Source organism: Mesorhizobium sp. M0030 (assembly GCF_040323695.1).
GTDB lineage: Bacteria > Pseudomonadota > Alphaproteobacteria > Rhizobiales > Rhizobiaceae > Mesorhizobium.
In genome coordinates, this window is sequence record NZ_JAMYVE010000005.1 from 353,869 (window position 1) to 376,799 (window position 22,931).

Here is a 22,931-nt window from a genome sequence, read left to right on the forward strand (position 1 = left end):
CGCCCGTTTCCGCCATATAGCGGCGAAACGTACAGGAATTACCTCAGATCATGGCAGGCACTGCCCCCTTCGCCAAGATGAACGGCATCGGCAACGAAATCATCGTCGCCGACATGCGTGGCCGTGCCGATAGGGTCACGGCGGCGTCGGCTGTCGCGCTGAACGCCGATGCGGCGACTAGGTTCGACCAGATCATGGCGATCCACGATTCGCGCACGCCGGGCACCGCGTTTTACATCGACATTTTGAATTCCGACGGCTCGGGCGCGCAGGCCTGCGGCAACGGCATGCGCTGTGTCGTCCAGGCGCTGGCCGCCGAAACCGGCCAGAAGACTTTCACCTTCGAGACCCGCGCCGGCATCCTCAACGCCGTCGAACATGCCGACGGCACCATCTCGGTCGACATGGGCACTCCGCGCTTTGGCTGGCAGGACATTCCGCTGGCCGAGGAATTCCGCGACACCCGCATGATCGAGTTGCAGATCGGCCCCATCGACGCGCCGGTGCTGCATTCGCCTTCGGCTCTCTCGATGGGCAACCCTCACGCTATCTTCTGGGTCGACAACGATGTCTGGTCCTACGAACTCGAGCGTTTCGGCCCGCTGCTCGAAAACCATCCGATCTTCCCCGAGCGCGCCAACATCACCATCGCCCAGGTAACGTCGCCGGAGACGATGATCATCCGCACTTGGGAGCGCGGCGCCGGCCTGACCAGGGCTTGCGGCTCGGCCGCTTGCGCTTCCGTCGTCGCCGCTGCCCGCACCCGGCGCACCGGCCGCAGCGTTACGCTGATGACGCCCGGCGGCGGCTCGCTGCATGTGGAATGGCGCGACGACGACCACGTCATCCTGACCGGCGCTGCCGAATGGGAGTTTTCCGGCAATTTCGATCCGTCGACCGGCACCTGGGCCCGCGACACCGAAAGCGCGGCCTGATGTCTGCGCTTGCCGATACCAAGGGCCCCAACTCCCAAGGCATAGACGTCGTCACCTTTGGCTGCCGTCTCAACACCTATGAATCCGAAGTGATGCGCCGCGAGGCCGAAAGCGCAGGTCTCGGCGCGCTCAAAGGCGGCGCCATTATCTTCAACACCTGCGCCGTCACCGCCGAAGCGGTGCGCCAGGCCAGGCAGTCGATCAGAAAGGCCCGCCGCGAAAATCCGGCGGCGCGCATCATCGTCACCGGCTGCGCCGCGCAAACCGAACCGCAGAATTTTGCCGCCATGGACGAGGTCGACCTCGTGCTTGGCAACGAAGAGAAGCTGAAGGCCAACTCCTACCGCGCGCTGCCGGATTTCGGCGTCAACGACAGCGAGAAGGCGCGCGTCAACGACATTTTCTCGGTGCGCGAGACCGCCGGCCACATGGTCGACGCCATTGACGGCCGGGCACGTGCTTTCGTCCAGGTGCAGAACGGCTGCGACCATCGCTGCACCTTCTGCATCATCCCCTATGGCCGCGGCAACTCACGCTCGGTGCCGATGGGCGCGGTTGTCGAGCAGGTCAAGCGTCTCGTCGGCAACGGCTACGCCGAGATCGTGCTGACCGGCGTCGACATGACCTCTTTCGGCGCCGACCTGCCGGGCGCGCCGAAGCTGGGAAAGCTGGTGAAGACCATCCTGAAGCAGGTGCCTGATGTGAGGCGGCTGCGGCTGTCCTCCATCGATTCGATCGAGGCCGACGACGATCTGCTGGACGCCATCGCCACCGAGCCCAGGCTGATGCCGCATCTGCATCTGTCGCTGCAATCAGGTGACGACATGATCCTGAAGCGCATGAAGCGCAGGCATTTGCGCGACCAGTCGATCCGCTTCTGCGAGGATGTGCGCAAATTGCGCCCGGCAATCGTCTTCGGCGCCGACATCATCGCCGGCTTCCCGACCGAGACCGAGGAAATGTTTCAGAATTCGATAAAGATCGTCGAGGAATGTGGGCTGACGCACCTGCATGTCTTCCCGTTTTCGCCGCGCGAAGGCACGCCCGCCGCGCGCATGCCGCAGGTCCGCCGCGAATTGGTCAAGCAGCGCGCGGCCCAGCTGCGCGCCGCTGGTGAGGCTGCGTATCGCCGCCATCTGTCGTCGCTTCCCGGAACGCGCCAAACGATCCTTATCGAGCGCGACGGCGTCGGCCGCACCGAAGGGTTCACGCTTGCCGGGCTCGGCACAGGCGCGCCGGGCGAGATCGTCGAGGCAGACATCACCGGCCATGACGGCGTGCGCCTGATAGCGGCCCCGCTCACTGCCCGCGCCGCCTGCGACGATTGAAGCATGGCCGGTTTTTTCAAGAACATATTTTCGTTCGGCAAGAAGGAAGTCGTCGAGGAGCGCATCGACGAAACCGCTCCCCTGCCGCCGATCAAATGGGATGCGCTTGAGGCGCTGAAGCCGGCGGCCGAGCAGGTCGTTCCGGAGTTCTTGAAGCGCGAGGAGCCCGAGCCGCCGACGCCCCACCCTCCCCTCGATGGGGAGGGTCGCCACGAAGTGGCGGGGAGGGGTGAGAGCGCCGACGCCGACGCCACTCACCCCCACCCCCAAGCTTCGCTTGGGGCCTCCCCCATCGAGGGGGAGGTAAAGCCTGCGCCGCAGTCGGCGCCAGAAGAACCGAAGCCCGAACCCACGCCGACCATCCCGCCCGCGCCGGAACCGGTCGTCCCATCCGAGCCGGAACCGTTGCCGGAGCCCGCGCCGGTAGAAGAACCGCAGCCTGAGCCGGAGATACCCGAGCCGCCTGCACCGGAAGAAGTTCCTGCGCCGCCAGCCGTTCCGGAGCCGGCTCCCGAGCCGCAGCCCCAAGAAGTGCCGCCGGCGCCGGCCGAGCCGGAGATCGAACCATCGCGTCCGGAACCGCAGCTGGAGCCCGCTCCCGTCGAAGTGCCGACGCCTGCCGAGACTCCCGCAGAACCGGCCGCCCCGATCGAAGTGCCGCAACCGTCCGCGCCTCCCGCACAGCCTACCTCAGAGGTCAGCGCCGCCCCTCATCCGCCTGCCGGCACCTTCTCCCCGTATAGCCACGGGGAGAAGGACGAGGCGACCCACCCTCCCCTCGATGGGGAGGGTCGACGCGAAGCGGCGCGGTGGGGTGACAGCGCTGACGCCAGCGCAAATCACCCCCACCCCCAAGCTTCGCTTGGGACCTCCCCCATCGAGGGGGAGGTAAAGCGCACTCCGGTCGAAGCCACACCCGCGCCGGTCGAAGTCCGGGCTGCCACGGCGGGGGTTGCGCCCATGCCTGAACCGGGTTTTCCGCCGACACCACAGCCGACACCGTCAGTCGGCAAAGTCACCGTCACCAGAAAGGTCGAGCAGAAAGCCGAGCCGCAAAAGGCGCCCGAACCGGCGCCGCGACGCTCCTGGTTCCAGCGCATGCGCGACGGGCTTGCCCGCTCCTCGAAAGAACTCACCGGCAACATCGCCGGCGTCTTCACCAAGCGCAAGCTCGACGAGGAGACGCTGCAGGATCTGGAGGACGTGCTGATCCGTGCCGATCTGGGCATGGAAACAGCCTTGCGCGTCACCGATGCCCTCGCTGCCAGCCGCTACGGCAAGGATGTCTCCGACGCGGATGTCCGCACCATCATGGCGGCCGAGGTGGAGAAGGTGCTGGCCCATGTCGCCATGCCGCTGGAGCTCGACCTGTCGCACAAGCCGCATGTCATTCTGGTGGTCGGCGTCAACGGCACCGGCAAGACCACGACCATCGGCAAGCTCGCCGCCAAACTGACCGATGGTGGCCTGTCGGTGATGCTGGCCGCCGGCGATACCTTTCGCGCTGCAGCCATCGAGCAGCTGAAGATCTGGGGCGAGAGGACGAAGTCTCCGGTCATCGCCTCGAAGATCGGCGCGGATGCCGCCGGCCTTGCCTACGACGCTTTCGAACGCGCCAAGGAGGCCGGCTCCGACGTACTGATCATCGACACCGCCGGCCGGCTGCAAAACAAGACCGAACTGATGGCGGAGCTGGAAAAGATCGTGCGCGTGCTGGGCAAGCTCGATCCGGAAGCGCCGCATACCGTGCTGCAGACGGTCGACGCCACCACCGGCCAGAATGCGCTCAATCAGGTCGAGATCTTCCGCAATGTCGCCGGCGTCAACGGCCTGGTGATGACCAAGCTGGACGGCACGGCGCGCGGCGGTATTCTGGTCGCGATCGCGGCAAAGCACAAACTGCCGGTCTACTTCATCGGCGTCGGCGAACAGGTCGACGACCTCGAACCATTCTCGGCCGGCGAATTCGCCAGGGCGATCGCCGGCGTAGCGTAACAGGCAATGATCCCGAAGAGCTGACGGCTTTTTGGACAAGATCATGCGTCAGAAGGAAGTCATGAACCCACCCATCCTCGAACGCGACCCGTCCGACCCGCGAAAGAAGAAAGAAAGCGTCAATCCGCTGCTCAAGCTGGTGCTGGAACTCGGGCCGCTGATGGTGTTCTTCTTCGCCAATGCACGCGGCGCCTGGCTGGTGCAGAAATTTCCTGTCCTGGCCGAATTCGGCGGGCCGATCTTCGTCGCCACCGGCCTTTTCATGGCGGCGACGGCGATCGCGCTGATCGCCTCCTGGCTGCTGCTGCGCACCTTGCCGATCATGCCGATGGTCTCGGGCGTCGTCGTCTTCATCTTCGGCGCGCTGACGCTCTATCTGCAGGACGACGTGTTCATCAAGATGAAGCCGACCATCGTCAACACCCTGTTCGGCGGCGTGCTGCTCGGCGGTCTGTATTTCGGCCGATCGCTGCTCGGCTATGTCTTCGATTCGGCCTTTCGCCTCGATGCCGAAGGCTGGCGCAAGCTGACTTTCCGCTGGGGCCTGTTCTTCCTGTTCCTGGCTCTTGCCAATGAAGTGGTGTGGCGGAATTTTTCCACCGACTTCTGGGTTACCTTCAAGGTCTGGGGCATCATGCCGATCACCCTGTTGTTCACCTTCAGCCAGATGCCGCTGATCCTGCACCATTCGATCGAGGATAAGGCCGAGAAGGTGGAAGAAGCCGGCAAGTAGAGCAATTCCAGGAAAGTGTGAAGCCGTCCGGAATTGCGTCAGAATAAACGGAGACGGCCATGGAATTCGTCACCACGCGCGATGAACTGAGGACGATCTACAAGACCCCGCGGCCGACCGACACCTCGATGCGCAAGGAACTCAGGGCGCTCGACGGCCACTGCCGCTCTTTCATCGGCAAGAGCCCTTTCGTGCTGATCGGTTCTTCCGACGGCGCCGGCAATGCCGACGTGACGCCGAAAGGCGACAGACCGGGCTTTGCCCTTGTCCTCGACGACAGGACCATCGCCATTCCCGACCGGCCCGGCAACAACCGGCTGGACACGCTGGAAAACATCCTGCTCAACCCTTCGGTCGGGCTGCTTTTTCTCATCCCCGGCATGAACGAGACGCTGCGCATCAATGGCGACGCCCGCATAACCGTCGATGCCGGTTTGCGCGAGCGCCTCACCGTCGACGGCAAGCAACCGCAAAGCGTCGTCGTGGTGAGCGTCAAGGCCGCTTACATGCACTGCGCCAAGGCCTTCATGCGCTCCGAATTGTGGAAGCCGGACAGCTGGCACGACCGCGCGACGTTGCCGACGCTCGGTCAGATCCTGTCCGATCAGATGGCGCATGCCGAAACTGCCGACGATTTCGACCGCTCGCTGGACGAAGCCTACAGCAAGACCCTGTGGTAGATTTCGGGTACGATTCGCCATTGCGGTCCTTTGCCGGTTTTCCCTAGCCCTGTTTCCCCGTGATCGAACTCCTCGCCATCTCCGGCAGCCTGCGCGCCGCCTCGACCAATTCGGCGCTGCTGGCGGCGCTGTCCGCGAACGCGCCTTCGGATTGCCGCGTAACTGTCTATGACGGGCTCGGCCTGCTGCCGATCTTCAACCCGGATGACGAAGGCGAGCGCACACCGGCCGAGGCCATGCGGCTGATCGAGGCCGTCACCAGCGCCGATGGCATCATCGTCTCCTGCCCCGAATATGCCCATGGCGTGCCCGGCGGCATGAAAAACGCTCTCGACTGGCTGGTCTCGCGCGACGCCGCAGTCGGCAAGCCCGCCATGCTGGCCCACGCCTCCGCGCGCTCGCTCTATGCCCGCGCCGCGCTGGCCGAGATCATGCGCACCATGTCGTTCGCGCTTTGTGAGAATGCGGTTCTGGAGATTGCCTTGCTCGGCAAGAAACCGCCGGAGATAGAAGCGATCCTGGGAGAGGACGAGAACCTGCGGGCCATGCGCGAAGCGGTGCAGGTTTTCGCGAGTTTTATACGCGCAAACGTTGCCTCGTCATCCTAGGGCGGAGCAAGGAGCGAAGCGACGCGGCGCAGACCCTAGGATGACGAACGAAAGGGTGCGGCGCACCCCAACGTGCCGCTGTGCTACCCCTTCCGCAACGTCTCGACATCGGTCACACCGACATACCAGTCGCGCGCGTTGACCTCTTCGAACACCACCCAGACGTCGTCATTGCTAAGCCCGGTGGCGTCCATGATCGCCGCCGTGACCTTTTTGGCAATGTCGGCCTTCTTGCCAGCGGGATCAGCGGCGATCACTTCCTTGACGATGCGGATGTTGACGAATGGCATGACGTCCTCCCCTTGAATTGTGTCTGATACCGCCGCCGCTGGGCGGCTTCGAAATCCGCTCCGGCGAACCGCTTGGCGGTGGTTCCGCGGCCGCAGCGCTACAGGCGCCGCCGGCAGGCGCAGAAACGCCATCAAGGGCCGCCAGAGAAGCGTTTCCAGCAGCCTCAATACGTCTTCGCCCCGTTCACCATCAGCCGCACCATGTAGAGCGACGTGGTGCCGGCGATGTAGAGGCAGTTCAGCTTGTTGCCGCCGAACACGCAATTGGCGGTCACTTCCGGCACCTTGACCTTGCCGATCAGCGTGCCGTCGGGATCGTAGCAATGGATGCCGTCGGCGGCACTGGTCCAGATGCGGCCGGCCTCGTCGAGCCGGAAGCCGTCGAATAGACCGGCCGTGCAGTCAGCGAACACCTTCCCGCCCGAGACCTTCTTGCCGTGCTTGCCGACGTTGAAGACCCGCATATGCGCGGGGTTCTGCGCGCCATGGGTGCGGCCGGTGTCGACGACATAGAGCTGGCTTTCATCCAGTGAAAAGGCAAGCCCGTTCGGCCGGACCATGTCGGTGATGACGGCCTCGACCTCGCCCGTATCCGGATCGACCCGGTAGACATTGCAAGCGCCGATCTCGCTTTCGGCCTTGTCGCCCTCATAGTCGGTGTCGATGCCGTAGCTCGGATCGGTGAACCAGATCGAGCCGTCGGATTTCACGACCGCGTCATTGGGCGAATTCAGCCGCTTGCCTTTCCATTCGGCCGCGATGGTGGTGACGGAACCGTCATGCTCGGTGCGGCTGACGCGGCGGCCGGAATGCTCGCACGTCACCAGTCGGCCCTGGCGGTCGACGGTGTTGCCGTTGGAATTGCCGGAGGGCTGACGGAAGACGCTGACATTGCCGTCGGTCTCGTCATAGCGCAGCATGCGGTTGTTGGGGATGTCGGACCAGACGACATAGCGGCCGGCGGCGAACCAGGCCGGCCCTTCCGCCCACTGACATCCGGTAAACAGCTTTTCCACCTGGGCGTTGCCGTTGAACAGCCGCGCGAAACGCGGATCCAGAATTTCGTAATAGTCTGCGGTCGCCATGCATTTCCTCCGGGCATCACGTGACGCGCGGATCAAGCCAGCCTGCGGGCGCGATGGCAAGGTGGCGCAGGCGCAATTTGTAAGACAAAAGGTGCCCGGCCGGCATGGCCCGCCAGCCTGTCCGGCCGTTTATGGTGCTGGAGCGCTGTATTAACCCGCTATGCGCCCTGTGCAATGGTGCATTGCAACATCTTCTTTTTGCATCGCACCATTCCTATGTCATGGTGCGAACGACCAAGGGAGGAACAAATTCACCGCTGATATGCGGCACGAAAGGACCCTTGCTATGGCTTTTGACAACCTCTTCTCCCGCGCGCGCACCTCGATGGCCAAGCGCCGCCACTATAACCGCCTCGTCGCGGAAATCGAAAACCTGACGAGCCGCGATCTGGCCGACCTGCGCGCCGACCGCTCGGAAATGCTCTACCAGGTCCACAGGCAGATCTACGGCTGAGCATTTCAGACCTCAGCGGGGCACCGCCCCCTCACCCGGATTGCCAAACCGAATTGCATGAGCAATTCGGGCAATCCGACCTCTCCCCCCGGGGAGAGGAGCTAGCCTGTGCCGATGCTTCCCTCTTCTCCCCCACGGGGAGGAGGGGGCGCGTAGCGGCCCGATGAGGGGGCATGGCGCCAACGTCAGCTCGGTGCCGCGAGCGCCTTTTCAATCTGCGGCAACAGAACATCCCTCGCCGACTCCCCTGTCAGCGGCCCGACATGCTTGTAGGCAATCTTGCCGTCCTTGCCGATGACGAAGGTTTCCGGCACGCCGTAGACGCCCCAGTCGATGGCCGTGCGGCCGGCCTCGTCGACACCTATCGCCTGGAACGGATTGCCGAGATCACCAAGGAACCGGCGCGCGTTTTGCGCTTGGTCCTTGTAGTTTAGCGCGGCCATGACGAAGCGCTTGTCCTGCGACAGCTGCAAGAGCACCGGATGCTCTTCCCGGCACGGCGCGCACCACGATGCAAAGACGTTGACCAGCGTTACCTTGCCGGCGAAGGCTTTCGAATCCAGCCCGGGCAGGTTTGACCCTTCCAGCGCCGGCAGGTTGGTCTGCGGCGCCGGCAGGCCGATCAGCGCCGACGGCACTGCCGCCTCATCGCGTCCCGACAAAAGCTGCGACAGGAACAATCCGGCGAGGCCGAGAAAAACCAGCAGCGGCAACAGCACGATCAGGCGGCGGCGCGGCGACGCCGTCGTTTCGCTTTCCGTGCTCATGGCTTGCTGGCCCCAGTGCTGGCCCCAGTACCGGCTTTGTCCGAGCGACGCCGCACGCCGGCCGCTTCGAGGTCTGCCAGTTCGCGCTTGCGGGTCCGCTGGTCGAGCAGGATCCAGCCGATCAGCCCGGCCAGCACGATCACCGTGATGCCATAGGCGGCCGCGACATAGAGTGCGTGTGCACTCATGCGCTTCGCTCCCCTTCCACCGTCACTTCGTCGTGCTCGATCATGGCCTTCCCATGGCTTTGCGGCTTTCTTAGCTTTGCGGCTGGGGCTTCGCAATTGATCGTCGCGCCGCAGCGGTCATATCAATCCGTTCCATGCCGCAGCGCCAGTGCTGCCGCCACCGGACCCAGCACGGCAAGAAACAGCGTCAGCGCGGCAAGAATGAGGAAGGGCTGCAGGAACGGATCAGGGTCGGCCACCGCGCCGTAGCTCGCCGACACCCCGAAGATCAGCACCGGGATGGTCAGCGGCAGCACCAGCACCGAGATCAGCAGACCGCCACGCGGCAGCGCCACCGCCACCGCCGCCCCGACCGCGCCGATGAAAGTGATCGCCGGCGTGCCGACCAGCAGCGTGAGCGCGGTGGCGCCGATGCTGAGCGGCTCCATGTTCATGAACAGGCTCAGCAGAGGTGCCGCAACCACCAGCGGCAGAACGCTGCCCGCCCAATGCGCCAGGCACTTCACCAGCACCGTCAACGCCAGCATGTGGCGGTCATTGCCCAGCACCAGAAGATCGAGCGACCCGTCTTCGCGATCGGCCTGAAACAGCCGGTCGAGGCCGAGCAGGCAGGCGAGCAGAGCGCCGATCCAAAGGATCGCCGGACCGATGCGGGCGAGCAGCTTCAGGTCCGGTCCGACACCGAAGGGGATGGTGGCGATGACGGCGAGGAAGAAGATGACGCTGGTGAGCGCTCCGCCGCCGGCCCGGATGGAGAGGCGGATGTCGCGCAGGAAGAGGGCTAGCATTGCCAAGCCGCGCCTGCCGTTTGATCGCCATCTTGCCGAAGGTGGCGTTCCTTCACACCCCCCTCTGTCCTCCCGGACATCTCCCCCGCAAGGGGGGAGATTGGCAGCTCCGTTGCTGACGCCTCTTTTTCAATGCCGGTGATTGGCGAAAGCCGGCATGACATCTGATCTCCCCCCCTGCGGGGGAGATGCCCGGCAGGGCAGAGGGGGGTGGGCGGGAATGCCGACATCACCCTGTTGCTCCCATCCTCAATTCCTTCGCCCCATCCAATCCCAGCGGCAAGTGCGTCGCCGCGACAATAATCCCGCCCTCCGCGCAATGCCTCGTCATCAGCCCCGCAAACCGCGCCTCCGAAGCCTTGTCCAGCCCAGCCGTCGGCTCATCCAGCAGCCACAGCGGCTTATGACTGACCAGCAATTTCGCAATTGCCGCGCGCCGCCTTTGCCCGGTCGACAGATAGCCGAAAGGCAGGTGGCCGATGCCGCCGAGACCAACCGTCTCCAGCGCCTCTTCGACACCCGACTGCCCATCGCCGTTGAAATCGCGCCAGAAGCGCAGATTCTCCGCCACGCTGAGCGCCGTCTTCATTGCATTGAGGTGGCCGAGATAGTGGACCGCCGAAGCGATCGTCGGAAACGTCTCGCCGCCGCCCTCGATGCGCACGTCGCCTTGCGCCTTCGGCAGCAGCCCGGCGATGACCCTGAGCAGCGTCGATTTGCCCGAACCGTTCGGCCCGGTGACGACCAGCACCTGGCCCTTGTCGAGCGCAAAACCGATGCCGGAAAAGACCGTCTCGCCGCCGCGTTCGCCGCCCAGATTTTCGGCAATCAGCCGCATGCCTGCCCGTCCCGAAAACTTTACCGCGCGATAGCTGCCGCATCGCACAAATTTGCTCCGCAACTGTCTAGAACTATTCCAGAAAATTCTCTATATGCGGGACATCCGTGCCAGCGGTCGGCACGGGAACAGAATTTGCGCCGAACCAGCGCACGCGCCGCCTTGAACGGCTCGGGTTGGCTGGGAACGGACAGCGGAAATGGCCGTACCCGCACCTTTGCGCGTGATTGCATGCCCATCGGCGTCCGTTCCCTTTCAGGCTGAACAGACAAGGACGGACCGCACGTGTCAAAATCCCTCGACAGTTTCAATTGCCGCCGCACCCTCACCGTGGGTGGCGCGGACTATGTCTATTACAATCTGGTCGAGGCCGAGAGGAACGGCCTCACCGGCATTGCCCATCTGCCTTATTCGATGAAGGTGCTGCTGGAAAACCTTTTGCGCAATGAAGACGGCCGCTCCGTCACCAAGGACTCTATCCAGGCTGTGGCCGGCTGGCTGACGGACAAGGGCACCGCCGGCGTCGAGATCGCCTATCGCCCGGCGCGTGTCCTGATGCAGGATTTCACCGGCGTCCCGGCGGTGGTCGACCTTGCCGCCATGCGCGACGGCCTCAAGGCGCTCGGCGGGGATCCGCAGAAGATCAATCCGCTGGTGCCGGTCGACCTCGTCATCGACCACTCCGTCATCGTCGACGAATTCGGCACGCCACTGGCCTTTGCCAGGAATGTCGAGCTCGAATATGAGCGCAACGAAGAGCGCTATAAATTCCTGAAATGGGGCCAGCAGGCGTTCCGCAATTTTCGCGTCGTGCCGCCCGGCACCGGCATCTGCCATCAGGTCAACCTCGAATATCTCGGTCAGGTCGTCTGGACCAACACGGAAGACGGCGAAACCACCGCTTATCCCGACACCTGCGTCGGCACCGATTCGCACACCACCATGATCAACGGCCTTGGCGTGCTCGGCTGGGGCGTCGGCGGCATCGAGGCCGAGGCGGCGATGCTCGGCCAGCCGGTTTCCATGCTGTTGCCCGAAGTCATCGGCTTCCGCCTCACCGGCAAACTCAGGGAAGGCATCACCGCCACTGACCTGGTGCTGACCGTCACCCAGATGCTGCGCAAGAAGGGCGTCGTCGGCAAGTTCGTCGAGTTCTTCGGCCCGGGCCTGTCCAACATGACGCTGGCCGACCGCGCCACCATCGGCAACATGGCGCCCGAATATGGCGCCACCTGCGGCTTCTTCCCGGTCGATGGCGAGACCATCCGCTACCTCACAATGTCGGGCCGCGAGGAAAGCCGCATCGCCCTGGTCGAAGCCTATTCCAAGGCGCAAGGCATGTGGCGTGACGCCGGCTCGGCCGACCCTGTCTTCACCGACCTGCTCGAACTCGAGCTCGACAGCGTCGTGCCGTCGATGGCAGGTCCCAAGCGTCCCGAAGGCCGCGTTCCGCTCGAAGGCATTCCGGCCGGCTTCGCCAAGGCAATGGAGACCGAGTACAAGAAGGCTGCCGAAATCCACAAGCGCTATGCCGTCGAAGGCACCGACCATGATCTCGGCCATGGCGATGTCGTCATTGCCGCCATCACGTCCTGCACCAACACCTCGAATCCGAGTGTGCTGATCGGCGCCGGCCTCTTGGCGCGCAACGCCAACCGGCTCGGCCTCAAGCAGAAGCCGTGGGTGAAGACCTCGCTGGCGCCGGGCAGCCAGGTGGTCGCCGAATATCTGGAAAAGTCCGGCCTGCAGAAGGAGCTCGACCAGATCGGCTTCAACCTGGTTGGTTTCGGCTGCACCACCTGCATCGGCAATTCGGGCCCGTTGCCAGCGCCGATCTCCAAGACCATCAACGATAAGGGCCTGATCGCCGCCGCGGTGCTCTCCGGCAACCGCAATTTCGAAGGCCGCGTTTCGCCTGACGTGCAGGCGAACTATCTGGCGTCGCCGCCGCTGGTGGTAGCCCATGCTTTGGCCGGCACCGTCACCAAGGACCTGACCACCGAGCCACTCGGCGTAGGCCGCGACGGCAAGCCGGTCTATCTCAGGGATATCTGGCCGAGTTCGGCCGAGATCCAGGAGTTCATCGAGAAGAACGTCACACGTGAGCTGTTCGCCCGCAAATATGCCGACGTCTTCAAGGGCGACGAATACTGGCAGAACGTCAAGGCGCCGGAAGGCCAGACCTATGCCTGGGACGACAACTCGACCTATGTGCAGAACCCGCCCTATTTCGCCGGCATGACCTCCGGTTTCGGCAAGATCGGCGACATCAAGGGCGCGCGCGTGCTCGGCCTGTTCGGCGACAAGATCACCACCGATCACATCTCACCGGCGGGTTCGATCAAGGCCGCTTCCCCGGCCGGCAAATACCTCACCGACCATGGCGTCGGCGTTGCCGACTTCAACCAGTACGGCACAAGGCGCGGCAACCATGAGGTGATGATGCGCGGCACCTTCGCCAACATCCGCATCCGCAACCACATGCTGGGCGAGAACGGCCGCGAGGGCGGCTACACCATCCACTACCCGTCGAAGGAAGAGGAATCGATCTACGACGCGGCGATGAGATACAAAAAGGAAGGCGTGCCGCTGGTCATCTTCGCCGGCGTCGAATACGGCAACGGCTCCTCGCGCGACTGGGCAGCTAAAGGAACGAATCTCCTCGGTGTCCGTGCCGTCATCGCCCAGTCCTTCGAGCGCATCCATCGCTCCAACCTGGTCGGCATGGGCGTCATCCCCTTCGTCTTCGAGGAAGGCACCTCATGGGCCTCGCTCAACCTCAAGGGTGACGAGCTGGTCGAGATCGACGGCATAAGCACCATCAAGCCACGCCAGACAATGATCGCCAAGGTGACCTATGGCGACGGCACCGTGAAGAACGTGCCGATCATCTGCCGCATCGATACGCTGGACGAGCTCGACTACTTCAAGAATGGCGGCATTTTGCAATACGTGCTGCGCGATCTGGCCGCGTAGCGGCCAGGGCTTAGGCAGTAGGGATTGGGCGGTAGCGGGGAACGACATCCCCTACTCCCTACTCCCTACTCCCTACTCCCTACTCCCTACTCCCTACTCCCTACTCCCTACTCCCTACTCCCAGTCTCTCCAAAGCATCGCCCGACCCGATCGAAGCCCCGCCCTGTCCGACAGGAGTAAAAACCGGCTGGGCTCAGCAAGATCTGCCCCACGCTCCTGATGCCATGCTCCCGATCGAACCGGGCGGTGAAGTGCTCCCCCTGTGATGGCCATACCCATGGTTGCGGCAGCAAAAATTTCACCGCAACGTGACTTCCCGTTGACTGTCGCTTCTGCCACAAATCTGGGCAACCAGAACAAGGCCGGCGTCACCGGCGGGAATCGGAACGATCATGGCACCTCGACACCCTCTGCGGCTTGCGGCTTTTGCGCTGGCCTTCTCGGCGCTTGCCGGGACCGGGTTCGCCGAGGAATCGGGAACGACCCAGACCGACAAACCGCAGATTGACAGGCCCTTGGGCGTGGTCGAGCTGTTCACCAGCCAGGGCTGCAATTCCTGCCCGCCGGCGGACGCTTTCTTTGCCGAGCTGGCGGCCAAGGACAACGTCGTCGCGCTCGCCTACCACGTCAATTACTGGGACTATCTCGGCTGGCAGGACACGCTGAGCAGCAAGGACAATACCGACCGGCAATATGATTATATGCGCGCCTTCGGCACCCGCTCCGTCTACACGCCGCAAGCCGTCATCAATGGTCGCAGCCATGTCAACGGCGCCAGCCGCAAGGAGGTCGACGGCGCGCTTGTCCGCATGGAGAAATCCGGTGAAGGCATGCGGGTCAGCGTCAAGGTCAGCCGCACCAGCGATCGCGTCATGATCGATGCCGGCGACGCCGGTAGCGGCCCCAGCGACGCCCATGTCGTCATCGTCTATTTCGAACCACCGCAGACGGTGACCATCGCCAAGGGCGAGAACACCGGCCGCAGCATGACCTACTGGAACGCCGTCACCGGCATCCAGACCGCCGGCATGTGGCACGGCAAGGCGCAGCGCTACGAATTGCCGATGACGGAGATCGCCAAGAAAGGCGGCTGCGCCGTACTGCTGCAGTCGGTCGGCAAGGACGGCCTGCCGGGCCCTATTCTGGGCGCTGCGTTTATTCACAAGCCTTAAGAGGCCCCCTCATCCGGCCGCTCTCGGCCACCTTCTCCCCGAGGGGAGAAGGGGCTGAATCAGCGCTGGCGCGAACTCCTCTCCGCTCGGGGGAGGTCGGATTGGCCCGAATTGCTGTTGCAATTCGGCTGGCAATCCGGGTGAGGGGATGCGCCCGCAAACTGGGCACCGCAGCCTCCAGCAAATTCTTCAAGCAGCCAAAAACAAAAAAACCGACGTCAGCTTGCTTCTGACGTCGGTCATTTAGGTTTTGGGATCGTCGCACCCGGTCTCTCCCTGAGGAAAGTCCGAGGTTGGTTCGATCCGACGCAGACCCGTGGGCGGGGGGCTTGGGGTTTACGAGCCGGTGCCGGACCGAACCGTCTCAGGCAACGCCGGTAAATTCGTCGGACATTGGGGCATGAGCGCGGATAAAAAAAGGCGGAAATGTGGCGAGGCATCACCAATTCAAACACCGCGTTTTATAAAAGTGACTGGACGTTGCGAAAACAGCGCAGTCCCGGGATGGTTAGCCGGGCCTTGCAATTCCACGGCGAACACGCCAACTTCTGCAAGCGAGATTCATTTTCAAAGGGATCGCGGGATGACCGATCGCAGCGGTGGGACGGAGGATGGGGACGCATCCGCAATATTGATCCCGCTGCACGAGGCGCGACGCGAACGCCTCGACCAGCCGGTCCGTTTCGACCGGCGTGAACTCGACGAGATCCTGAAGCTGTACGGACGCATGGTCGCCGCCAACGAATGGCGCGACTATGCCATCGATCATCTGTCTGATCGGGCTGTGTTTTCAGTCTTCCGCCGGGCCAGCGAAGTGCCGCTGTTCCAGATCGTCAAGGATCCGAAACTGGCGCGCCGGCAAGGCGCCTTCGCCGTCATCGCCGCCGGCGGCCGAATCCTCAAGCGCGGCCAGGAACTCGGTCGCGTGCTCAACGTCTTCGATGCTAAGCTGAAGATTGTCCAGGCCTAATTGAAAATTGGGGAATTGAAGAGCTGAAGAATTGAAAAAAGAGGATGTAACGGTCGAAATACCGCAGGGTTTGTTCTCAGCTATTCGGATCCTCAATTCTTCAGTTCTCTTCAGTTCTCCTCAATTCCCCTCCTCAGGCTCTCACGAAACTTCCGCTCCGGCAGCGAATGCGGATCGGGCGGAACCGTTGCGCCGCCATTCAGCGACAGCTGCATGAACACCGTGTCAAGCCAGCGCCCATGCTTGTAGCCGGAGCCTTCCAGGCGACCGGAATGGCGAAAGCCGAGCTTTTCATGCAGCCGCACCGAGGCGCTGTCTGCATGGCCGTCACCGATCACCGCGACGATCTGGCGAAAGCCCGCCATACGGCAGGCTTCAATCAGCGCCTGCATCAGCAGCAGCCCGACGCCCTGGCCCTTCGCATCAGGCGCGACATAGACGGAATCCTCTACGATGAAGCGGTAGGCCGGGCGCGGCCGGAACGCGCCGGCATAGGCGTAGCCGAGCAGCGCGCCATCTCGTTCCGCCACCAGATAGGGAAAGCCCCCCGCCGTCAGGCTGTCGAAGCGCGCACCCATCTCAGTGCGGCTGGGCGGCTCCAGCTCATAGCTCGCGGTGCCATGCGTCACGGCATCGGCGTAAACCTCGGTGATTCGGCCGAGGTCGCCTTCCATGGCCGCGCGGATGGAAATAGTGCTCATGAATTATGCAGACGATTCATGTGCCTCCATGACAGCAAAGGCCGGCACAAAAGGAAAGGGCGGCCGTTGGGCCGCCCTCTTGATATCAGCTGGTCCAGTTGCCTGATGGGAAGACCGCCTAGCGGCGATCGCCCATGAACTGCAGCAGGAACATGAACAGGTTGATGAAGTCGAGATATAGCCTCAACGCGCCCATGATCGCCTTGCGGCCGGCAACGTCGGCCTGATCGCCTTCGTAGTACATTTCCTTGATGGTCTGCGTGTCGTAGGCGGTGAGGCCGGCGAAGATCAACACGCCGATCGCCGAGATAGCGAAGCCGAGCGCCGACGACTGCAGGAAGATGTTGATCAGCATGGCGATCACAAGGCCGACGACGCCCATGACCAGGAACGAGCCGAAGGCCGAAAGGTCACGCTTTGTCGTGTAGCCGTAGAGCGACAGCGCGCCGAAGGCGGCCGCCGTGGCGAAGAAGGTCTGGGTGATCGAGGCGCCGGTGTAGACTAGGAAGATGGTCGACAGCGACAGGCCGACCAGGCCCGAATAGACCCAGAAGGTGGTTTGCGCCGCTGCCACGCTCATCGACTGGATCCTGAACGACAGGAAGAAGACGGCGGCGAGCGGAGCCAGGATGACCACCCAGCGGAAGGCGCTGGCATAGATCAGCGTGCCGAAAGCGGTCAGCTGTCCGTCGCCGGTGACGGCGAGCTGGAAAGCGCCCCAGGCGGCGACGCCGGTGATGAGGAGGCCAAGCCCCATCAAATTGTAGACCTTGAGCATGTAAGTGCGCAGGCCTTGGTCGATGTCGGCGCGCGCGCCGGGCACGGCCGAAGTCTGGTAGTTGCGAATGGGCTCAGCCATTGGAATCCTCTGTTGCTTCTGCCCCGTACGGTGTCAGGCCCTTTCGGACCTGGGCGCCGCTGGCGGGGCTCCAGCATGCCTGTGGCGAAATATGATGGTTCTTGACGTCAAGAACAAGACCGTAACGGGCTGCAACGCTTGGTGAATCTCCGGAAGCCGGTTTTCTTGGGCTTCCATGACTGCACATTACCAAGATTTAATCGGAAACGGCAGATTCGGCCAACCTTGCCGTTTTGGGCCTAGAGGTCGCGCAGCACCGGCGCCGCCTTGTGCCCGAGCACCCGCCAGGTGCCGGCAAGGCCGATGCCGACTGTGATCACCAGCGCAAACACCAAGGTCGCCACTGCCACCTCCGGCATGAAATGCGACGGCAACGTCATGATGCGGGCAACGATGTACCAGGCGGCGATGCCGCCGGCAGCCAACGCAAACACCGCGGTGGCCAGGCCGATCAGCATGTATTCCAGCGAAAACGCCGCGATCAGCGTGCGCCTCGTGGCGCCCAACGTCTTCAGCACCACGGCATCGTGGATGCGGGCGCGATTTCCCGCGGCGAGCGCGCCGGCCAGCACCAGCACCGAAGCGATCAGCGCCACGCCGGCCGCGGCCCGGATCGCCGTGCCGAGCTGGCCGACCAGCCGGTTGACGACGTCGAGCGCGTCCTTGACCCGAACTGTCGTCACCGCCGGGAAGGCGCGGGTGACGGCGTTGAGCAGGCGGGCATCCTCTGCTGCCGTGGCATCCTTTTCGGTCAGCGTCGCCAGCCAGCCATGCGGGGCGCCGGCAAAGGTGCTGGGCGAGAACACCATGACGAAATTGATGCCCATCGTCTCCCATTGCACCTCTCGGAAATTGGCGATCCTGGCCGCTACATTGCGTCCGAGCACATTGACGGTGACGGTATCGCCGAGCTTCAGGCCTAGCGCCTTGCCTTCATCGTTGGAGAACGAGACCAGCGGTTCGCCGCTGTAGTTCTCCGGCCACCAGCTGCCCTCGGTCAATGTCGCATTGGCCGGCTGTTTGGCGTCGTAGGTCAGGCCGCGATCGCCGCGCAGCACCCATGCGCCTTCCGATGGCACATTGGCCTTGTCGACACTAACGCCGTTCAGCGCCATCACCCGGCCGCGCAGCATCGGCACCTTGACCAGCGTTCCCTTCGGCGCCTCTTTGCCGATCAGTGTCGAGAAGGCATCGACCTCGCTATTCTGGATGTCGACGAAGAAGAAATTCGGCGCCCGTTCCGGCAGACTGCCGGAGATCTGCTGCCTGAGATTGCCGTCGATCAGCGCCAGCGTCACCAAAAGCGTCAGCCCGAGGCCCAGCGACAGCACGACGGACGGCGTCAGCGCGCCGGGCCGGTGGATGTTGCCGATGGCGAGCCTGAGCGCGACCGAGCGCACACGCGGGCTTTTGCGCGCCACCCACTGCACCAGCGCACCGACCAGGCGCAACACCAGAAAGGCAAAGATCGTCGCGCCGACGAAGATCAAGGCGATGCGCCGGTCGCCGGAAAACAGGATGGCGAGCGCCGCCAAAGCGAGCGCGATACCGACCGCCGTGGCAAGATAGGGCAGGCGTGGAAAGCCGCGGCCCTCGAAACCCATTTCGCGAAACAGCGCGGTCGCCGGCACATCGCGGGCGCGGCCGAGCGGCAACAGCGCGAAGGCAAGCGTCACCAGCAGCCCGAACAGCGCGGCAAGAGCCAGCGCACCGGGATAGAAGCCGCCTTTAGCCGGCACCGGAATGACTGACTGGAGCGCAGCGCTGGCAGCAAACGGCATGGCGGCGCCGAGGATGAGGCCAAGCGCGATGCCGAGGCCGGCGATCATCAGGATCTGCACGAGATAGACGGTGAAGACGAAGCCGCCCGAGGCGCCAAGGCTCTTGAAGGTGGCGATGACGCCGCGCTTGCCGTCGAGATAGGCGCGCACCGCATTGGCAACGCCGACGCCACCGACGACCAGCGCCGTCAGCCCGACCAGCGTCAGGAATTGCGAGAAGCGCTCGATGTTGGCCGACAGCGCCGGCGCCGCATTGGAACGCGTGCGGATCGACCAGCCGGCTTCAGGGAAATCGCTCGCCGCCCGATCCTGGATGGTCTTGAGATCGGCCTCGCTGGCGCCGGCCGGCAGCCGAACCTTGTAGGCATTCTCGACCAGGCTGCCCGGCTGGATCAGGCCGGACGCGGCAAGCCCCGCGGTCGAGACCATCAGCCGTGGCGCGAAGCCGAAACCGTCCGACACCGCATCCGGTTCGCTCACCAGCCTGGCCCGCAATTCGAATGTCGCGCTGCCGACCTTCAGCCGGTCACCGATCTTCACATTCAGCCGGTCGAACAACAGGTCGGGCGCGGCGGCGCCAAAGACGCCTGATTTCTCGTCGAACAAATCCTTTCTGCCAAGCTGCGGCGCGGTATCGAGCGCGCCATAGAGCGGATAGGCGTCGTCGACGGCCTTGGCCTCAACCAACGCCTGGTCGGAGCCGTCATCCAGCCGCGCCATCGAGCGCATATTGGCGCTGTGCGACACAGTGCCGAGGCGGTCGAGGAAGGTGCTTTCGGCTGGCGTCGCATCGCGCTGGTTGAGCTGGAAGCGCAAGTCGCCGCCAAGCAGCGTCTGGCCCTGGTCTGCAACGCCTGCGGTGATCGCCTGCGCCACCGAATTGACCCCGCCGATTGCAGCGACGCCGAGCGCAATGCAGGCAAGGAAGATCAGGAAACCCGACAACCCGCCGCGCATCTCGCGCAGCGAGAAGCGGAACGCGAGCTTCAGCGTCTGCGACAGAGGCATCAGGCCGGCACCTTGACCTGCGCTACCGGCGCATCCTCGATGCGGCCCGAGCGCATCGACACCTGGCGCGAGCAGCGCGCCGCAAGGGCCGGATCGTGCGTGACCAGCACCAAGGTCATGCCGCGCTCGGCCGCCTTGGCGAACAAAAGGTCGGCAACCTGCCGCCCCGTCGCCTGATCGAGATTGCCGGTCGGCTCGTCGGCGATGAGAATGCGCGGCGACGGCGCCAGCGCGCGGGCGATCGCCACGCGCTGCTGTTCGCCGCCGGACAGCTCGCCCGGATAGTGGGTGACGCGGTCGCTCAAGCCCACCGCTGCCAGCTCGCGCGCCGCGACACCGAACGGATCGGCATGGCCGGCCAGTTCCAGCGGCACCGCGACATTTTCGAGCGCCGTCATGTTGGGAATGAGATGGAACGACTGGAAGACGATGCCGATGTTTCGGCCCCGAAACGATGCGGTCTCGTCCTCGCTTTTGCCGTTCAGCAATTCGCCGGCGATCCGCACCGTCCCCGAATCGACCTGCTCTAGCCCGGCAAGCACCATCAGCAAGGTCGACTTGCCGGAACCCGAAGGGCCGACAATGCCGGTCGCCTCACCGCGCGTCACGTCAAGGCTGACGCCTTTCAGCACATGCACGGACGAAGCCCCTTGGCCCAGGGTCAGGGATATGTCTTTCAGCGCGATGACGGCTTCTGTCACAATTAAAGCGTCCTATATCAGGATGAAGGCTCTGCTTGCCGGAAGCCGCCGCCGGAAGAATTCCTCGGGTATATGGGGCCTGCCACATGTCTTTCAAACGCTTGAATGCCGCAGGGCTCGTCCTTTTCGTCACCCTTTGCGGCGCCATTTCGTCCGTGCGCGCCGAGACGTTCACCATCGTCGGCTTCGGCGACAGCCTGATGGCCGGTTTCGGCCTCGGGCCTGGCGATGGCTTTACCGACAAATTGCAAGCTGCGCTGCGCGCCAAAGGCCATGACGTCACCGTAGCCAACGCCGGCGTTTCAGGCGACACCTCGAGCGGCGGCTTGGCGCGGCTTGACTGGTCGGTGCCGGATGGGACAAGGCTGGTTATCCTCGAACTCGGCGCCAACGACATGCTGCGCGGCGTCTCGCCCAGCATTACGGAAAAGAACCTGGACGACATGCTGGCGAAGCTGAAAGCGCGCAAGATCGCGGTGCTTTTGGCCGGCATGCGCGCCGCTCCCAATCTCGGCGCCGACTACCAGAACGCCTTCGATGCGATCTATCCAAAGCTTGCCGCGAAATACGATGTGCCGCTCTATCCGTTCTTTCTCGATGGCGTCGCCGGACAGTCCGGCCTGCAGTTGGAGGACGGCCTGCATCCCAATCCGAAGGGCGTCGCAGTGATGGTCGAGCGCATCCTGCCCGCCGTGGAGAAGGCTGTTGCGGCAGTTCAGGGTGGCGGTTGAACGCCGGCCTGACGAGAATAACGCGGCGTTCGCCTCGCGCGAACTTTGAAACAAAAGACCGGGCTGCCGATGACCCGAGTCATTTATGCTGCGCTCGAAGAGCATATGCAGCATCTGGGTAATGCAAGCGCCGAAGCGGCACGGCAAGTGCTTATTCATCGCTTGGAGGCGCCTGTTCGTAAAAATGCCTGCAACCAACAAACCACTTGCCCCGTTTGACTATCGATGATTCGCTAGGGGCACAGTTCGATTCGAGGAAGGGAGGCTCACCATGCCGCGTCTTTTCACCGCCCTCGAAATACCCCGTGACGCCGCTCTTTCGCTGTCCCTGCTCAGGGGCGGCCTGCCCGGAGCCCGCTGGATCGATGTCGAAAACTACCATCTGACGCTGCGCTTCATCGGCGACGTCGAAGGCCATATCGCCGACGAAATCGCCAACGCGCTCGACCGGGTGCACCGCCCATCCTTCTCGCTCACCCTGTCCGGAGTTGGCGCTTTCGGCCAGAAGAAGCCGCACGCCGTCTGGGCCGGCGTCTTCGCCTCGCCCGACCTTTCGGCGCTGCAGAGCGAAATCGACCGCATCTGCCAGCGGCTCGGCCTGCCCGCCGACCCGCGCAAGTTCACCCCGCATGTTACGCTGGCACGCTTGCGCAATTCGAGCCCGCTCGACGTCGCCCAGTACCTGTCGGCGCGCGGCAATTTTGCGACGCTACCGTTTCGCGTCGGCCGCTTCGTGCTGATGTCGTCGCGCGATTCGGTCGGCGGCGGTCCCTACATTGTCGAGGAGGCGTGGCCGCTCTCCGGCGTCGACGCCCGCGCCACCAATCTCGTCGCCAGCGCCTCCGACGCTTCGCGGATCATGCGGTAGACCGAAGCGAACGCTTCGGCCCCGTCATAATAGGGATCCGGCACGTCGCGGGTTTTGCCCTGCGCAAACTCTGCCAAGAGATGAATACGTTCGCGCGCACCGGCCGGCGCCAACGCCTTGAGGTCGCGGACATTCTGCCGATCCATGCCGAGGATCAGGTCGAAGCGCGAAAAATCCCCCGGCCTGACCTTGCGTGCCCGCTGCCCTGATATGTCGATGCCGTGGCGGGCCGCAATCGCGATCGAGCGCGGGTCGGGCGCTTCGCCGAGGTTCCAGCCGCCGGTCGCCGCAGAGTCCAGCACGATATCGTCCAGCACCATGTCGCGGCCGCGCTCCGCCAGCACGGCGCGAAACACGCCTTCGGCCAGGGGTGAACGGCAGATGTTGCCGAGGCAGACGAAGAGTATGGAATTTATCGGCTTTACGCTCATTCGATATGCGCCGTTCGTGCATTTGGAAGCCCAAAACGCAAAGG

The 22,931-nt window shown here is 63.8% G+C and carries 23 protein-coding genes; 12 read left to right on the forward strand and 11 right to left on the reverse strand.

Going from position 1 to position 22,931, the window contains the following annotated elements; genetic code table 11:
- The first annotated feature begins 50 nt into the window (after positions 1-50).
- The 6 genes from dapF to NKJ80_RS13805 all read left to right on the forward strand — a co-directional run bounded on the left by dapF (position 51) and on the right by NKJ80_RS13805 (position 6,279).
- Positions 51-935 (forward strand): diaminopimelate epimerase, encoded by an 885-nt coding sequence (dapF, locus tag NKJ80_RS13780; RefSeq protein WP_023687687.1) that lies wholly within the window; start codon positions 51-53, stop codon positions 933-935.
- A complete protein-coding gene (gene mtaB, locus NKJ80_RS13785) occupies positions 935-2,263 on the forward strand; it encodes a tRNA (N(6)-L-threonylcarbamoyladenosine(37)-C(2))-methylthiotransferase MtaB (protein WP_031195600.1) in 1,329 nt (442 codons plus the stop codon). The genes dapF and mtaB overlap by 1 nt, the downstream gene beginning before the upstream one ends.
- 3 nt (positions 2,264-2,266) lie before the next feature.
- The gene (gene ftsY / locus NKJ80_RS13790) at positions 2,267-4,258 is read left to right on the forward strand and encodes a signal recognition particle-docking protein FtsY (protein WP_352497729.1); all 1,992 of its coding nucleotides are present in this window, start codon (positions 2,267-2,269) and stop codon (positions 4,256-4,258) included.
- 61 nt (positions 4,259-4,319) lie between these two features.
- Positions 4,320-4,991 (forward strand): septation protein A, encoded by a 672-nt coding sequence (locus NKJ80_RS13795; protein WP_023687683.1) that lies wholly within the window; start codon positions 4,320-4,322, stop codon positions 4,989-4,991.
- A 59-nt stretch (positions 4,992-5,050) separates the two neighbouring features.
- Positions 5,051-5,671 carry a pyridoxamine 5'-phosphate oxidase family protein gene (locus NKJ80_RS13800; protein WP_023683854.1) on the forward strand — a complete coding sequence of 207 codons (621 nt, stop codon included), beginning with the start codon at positions 5,051-5,053 and terminating at the stop codon, positions 5,669-5,671.
- A gap of 59 nt (positions 5,672-5,730) precedes the next feature.
- Positions 5,731-6,279, forward strand: coding sequence for an NADPH-dependent FMN reductase (locus NKJ80_RS13805; protein WP_023683853.1), 549 nt, complete (start codon positions 5,731-5,733; stop codon positions 6,277-6,279).
- A gap of 83 nt (positions 6,280-6,362) precedes the next feature.
- On the opposite strand, the gene NKJ80_RS13810 is transcribed toward NKJ80_RS13805, so the two are convergent.
- Positions 6,363-6,569 carry a tautomerase family protein gene (locus NKJ80_RS13810; RefSeq protein WP_023683852.1) on the reverse strand — a complete coding sequence of 69 codons (207 nt, stop codon included), beginning with the start codon at positions 6,567-6,569 and terminating at the stop codon, positions 6,363-6,365.
- Between the two features lie 164 nt (positions 6,570-6,733).
- Positions 6,734-7,654 (reverse strand): SMP-30/gluconolactonase/LRE family protein, encoded by a 921-nt coding sequence (locus NKJ80_RS13815; RefSeq protein ID WP_023671738.1) that lies wholly within the window; start codon positions 7,652-7,654, stop codon positions 6,734-6,736.
- A gap of 286 nt (positions 7,655-7,940) precedes the next feature.
- Here NKJ80_RS13815 and NKJ80_RS13820 point away from each other — a divergent pair, with 286 nt between their 5' ends.
- Positions 7,941-8,108 (forward strand): hypothetical protein, encoded by a 168-nt coding sequence (locus NKJ80_RS13820; RefSeq protein ID WP_023671737.1) that lies wholly within the window; start codon positions 7,941-7,943, stop codon positions 8,106-8,108.
- Positions 8,109-8,293: 185 nt separating this feature from the next.
- On the opposite strand, the gene NKJ80_RS13825 is transcribed toward NKJ80_RS13820, so the two are convergent.
- The 4 genes from NKJ80_RS13825 to ccmA form a co-directional block, all read right to left on the reverse strand.
- Positions 8,294-8,875, reverse strand: coding sequence for a DsbE family thiol:disulfide interchange protein (locus NKJ80_RS13825; protein WP_023671736.1), 582 nt, complete (start codon positions 8,873-8,875; stop codon positions 8,294-8,296).
- Positions 8,872-9,063, reverse strand: coding sequence for a heme exporter protein CcmD (gene ccmD / locus NKJ80_RS13830; RefSeq protein ID WP_023671735.1), 192 nt, complete (start codon positions 9,061-9,063; stop codon positions 8,872-8,874). Before ccmD ends, NKJ80_RS13825 begins: the two co-directional genes overlap by 4 nt.
- 122 nt (positions 9,064-9,185) lie before the next feature.
- Positions 9,186-9,851, reverse strand: coding sequence for a heme exporter protein CcmB (gene ccmB, locus NKJ80_RS13835; RefSeq protein WP_023698868.1), 666 nt, complete (start codon positions 9,849-9,851; stop codon positions 9,186-9,188).
- Between the two features lie 229 nt (positions 9,852-10,080).
- On the reverse strand, positions 10,081-10,689 hold the full coding sequence (ccmA, locus tag NKJ80_RS13840) for a heme ABC exporter ATP-binding protein CcmA (protein WP_023687677.1): 609 nt from the start codon (positions 10,687-10,689) through the stop codon (positions 10,081-10,083).
- Positions 10,690-10,974: 285 nt separating this feature from the next.
- Between ccmA and acnA the strand changes: the two genes are divergently transcribed.
- The 3 genes from acnA (at position 10,975) to NKJ80_RS13855 (ending at position 15,807) form a co-directional block, all read left to right on the forward strand.
- A complete protein-coding gene (gene acnA / locus NKJ80_RS13845; RefSeq protein WP_352497730.1) occupies positions 10,975-13,665 on the forward strand; it encodes an aconitate hydratase AcnA in 2,691 nt (896 codons plus the stop codon).
- A 392-nt stretch (positions 13,666-14,057) separates the two neighbouring features.
- On the forward strand, positions 14,058-14,837 hold the full coding sequence (locus NKJ80_RS13850) for a DUF1223 domain-containing protein (protein ID WP_352497731.1): 780 nt from the start codon (positions 14,058-14,060) through the stop codon (positions 14,835-14,837).
- 583 nt (positions 14,838-15,420) lie between these two features.
- Positions 15,421-15,807, forward strand: a complete 387-nt coding sequence (locus tag NKJ80_RS13855; protein WP_352497732.1) for a DUF2794 domain-containing protein — start codon at positions 15,421-15,423, stop codon at positions 15,805-15,807.
- 110 nt (positions 15,808-15,917) lie between these two features.
- Here the strand turns inward: NKJ80_RS13855 and NKJ80_RS13860 are convergent, their stop codons facing one another.
- From NKJ80_RS13860 to NKJ80_RS13875, 4 genes are all read right to left on the reverse strand, one after another.
- Positions 15,918-16,508 carry a GNAT family N-acetyltransferase gene (locus NKJ80_RS13860; RefSeq protein WP_352497733.1) on the reverse strand — a complete coding sequence of 197 codons (591 nt, stop codon included), beginning with the start codon at positions 16,506-16,508 and terminating at the stop codon, positions 15,918-15,920.
- A gap of 118 nt (positions 16,509-16,626) precedes the next feature.
- On the reverse strand, positions 16,627-17,367 hold the full coding sequence (locus tag NKJ80_RS13865) for a Bax inhibitor-1/YccA family protein (protein WP_023671726.1): 741 nt from the start codon (positions 17,365-17,367) through the stop codon (positions 16,627-16,629).
- Between the two features lie 239 nt (positions 17,368-17,606).
- Entirely contained in the window at positions 17,607-20,156 is a 2,550-nt protein-coding gene (locus NKJ80_RS13870; protein ID WP_352497734.1) for an ABC transporter permease, read from the reverse strand.
- Complete coding sequence (locus NKJ80_RS13875; protein WP_023805925.1) at positions 20,156-20,857, reverse strand: ABC transporter ATP-binding protein; 702 nt, start codon at positions 20,855-20,857, stop codon at positions 20,156-20,158. The genes NKJ80_RS13870 and NKJ80_RS13875 overlap by 1 nt, the downstream gene beginning before the upstream one ends.
- 86 nt (positions 20,858-20,943) lie before the next feature.
- Between NKJ80_RS13875 and NKJ80_RS13880 the strand changes: the two genes are divergently transcribed.
- On the forward strand, positions 20,944-21,588 hold the full coding sequence (locus tag NKJ80_RS13880) for an arylesterase (protein WP_023687672.1): 645 nt from the start codon (positions 20,944-20,946) through the stop codon (positions 21,586-21,588).
- A 271-nt stretch (positions 21,589-21,859) separates the two neighbouring features.
- Entirely contained in the window at positions 21,860-22,456 is a 597-nt protein-coding gene (gene thpR / locus NKJ80_RS13885) for an RNA 2',3'-cyclic phosphodiesterase (protein WP_023671722.1), read from the forward strand.
- On the opposite strand, the gene NKJ80_RS13890 is transcribed toward thpR, so the two are convergent.
- On the reverse strand, positions 22,360-22,887 hold the full coding sequence (locus NKJ80_RS13890) for a low molecular weight protein-tyrosine-phosphatase (RefSeq protein WP_023671721.1): 528 nt from the start codon (positions 22,885-22,887) through the stop codon (positions 22,360-22,362). The two genes, thpR and NKJ80_RS13890, sit on opposite strands and share 97 nt — an antisense overlap.
- Between the last annotated feature and the right edge of the window lie 44 nt (positions 22,888-22,931).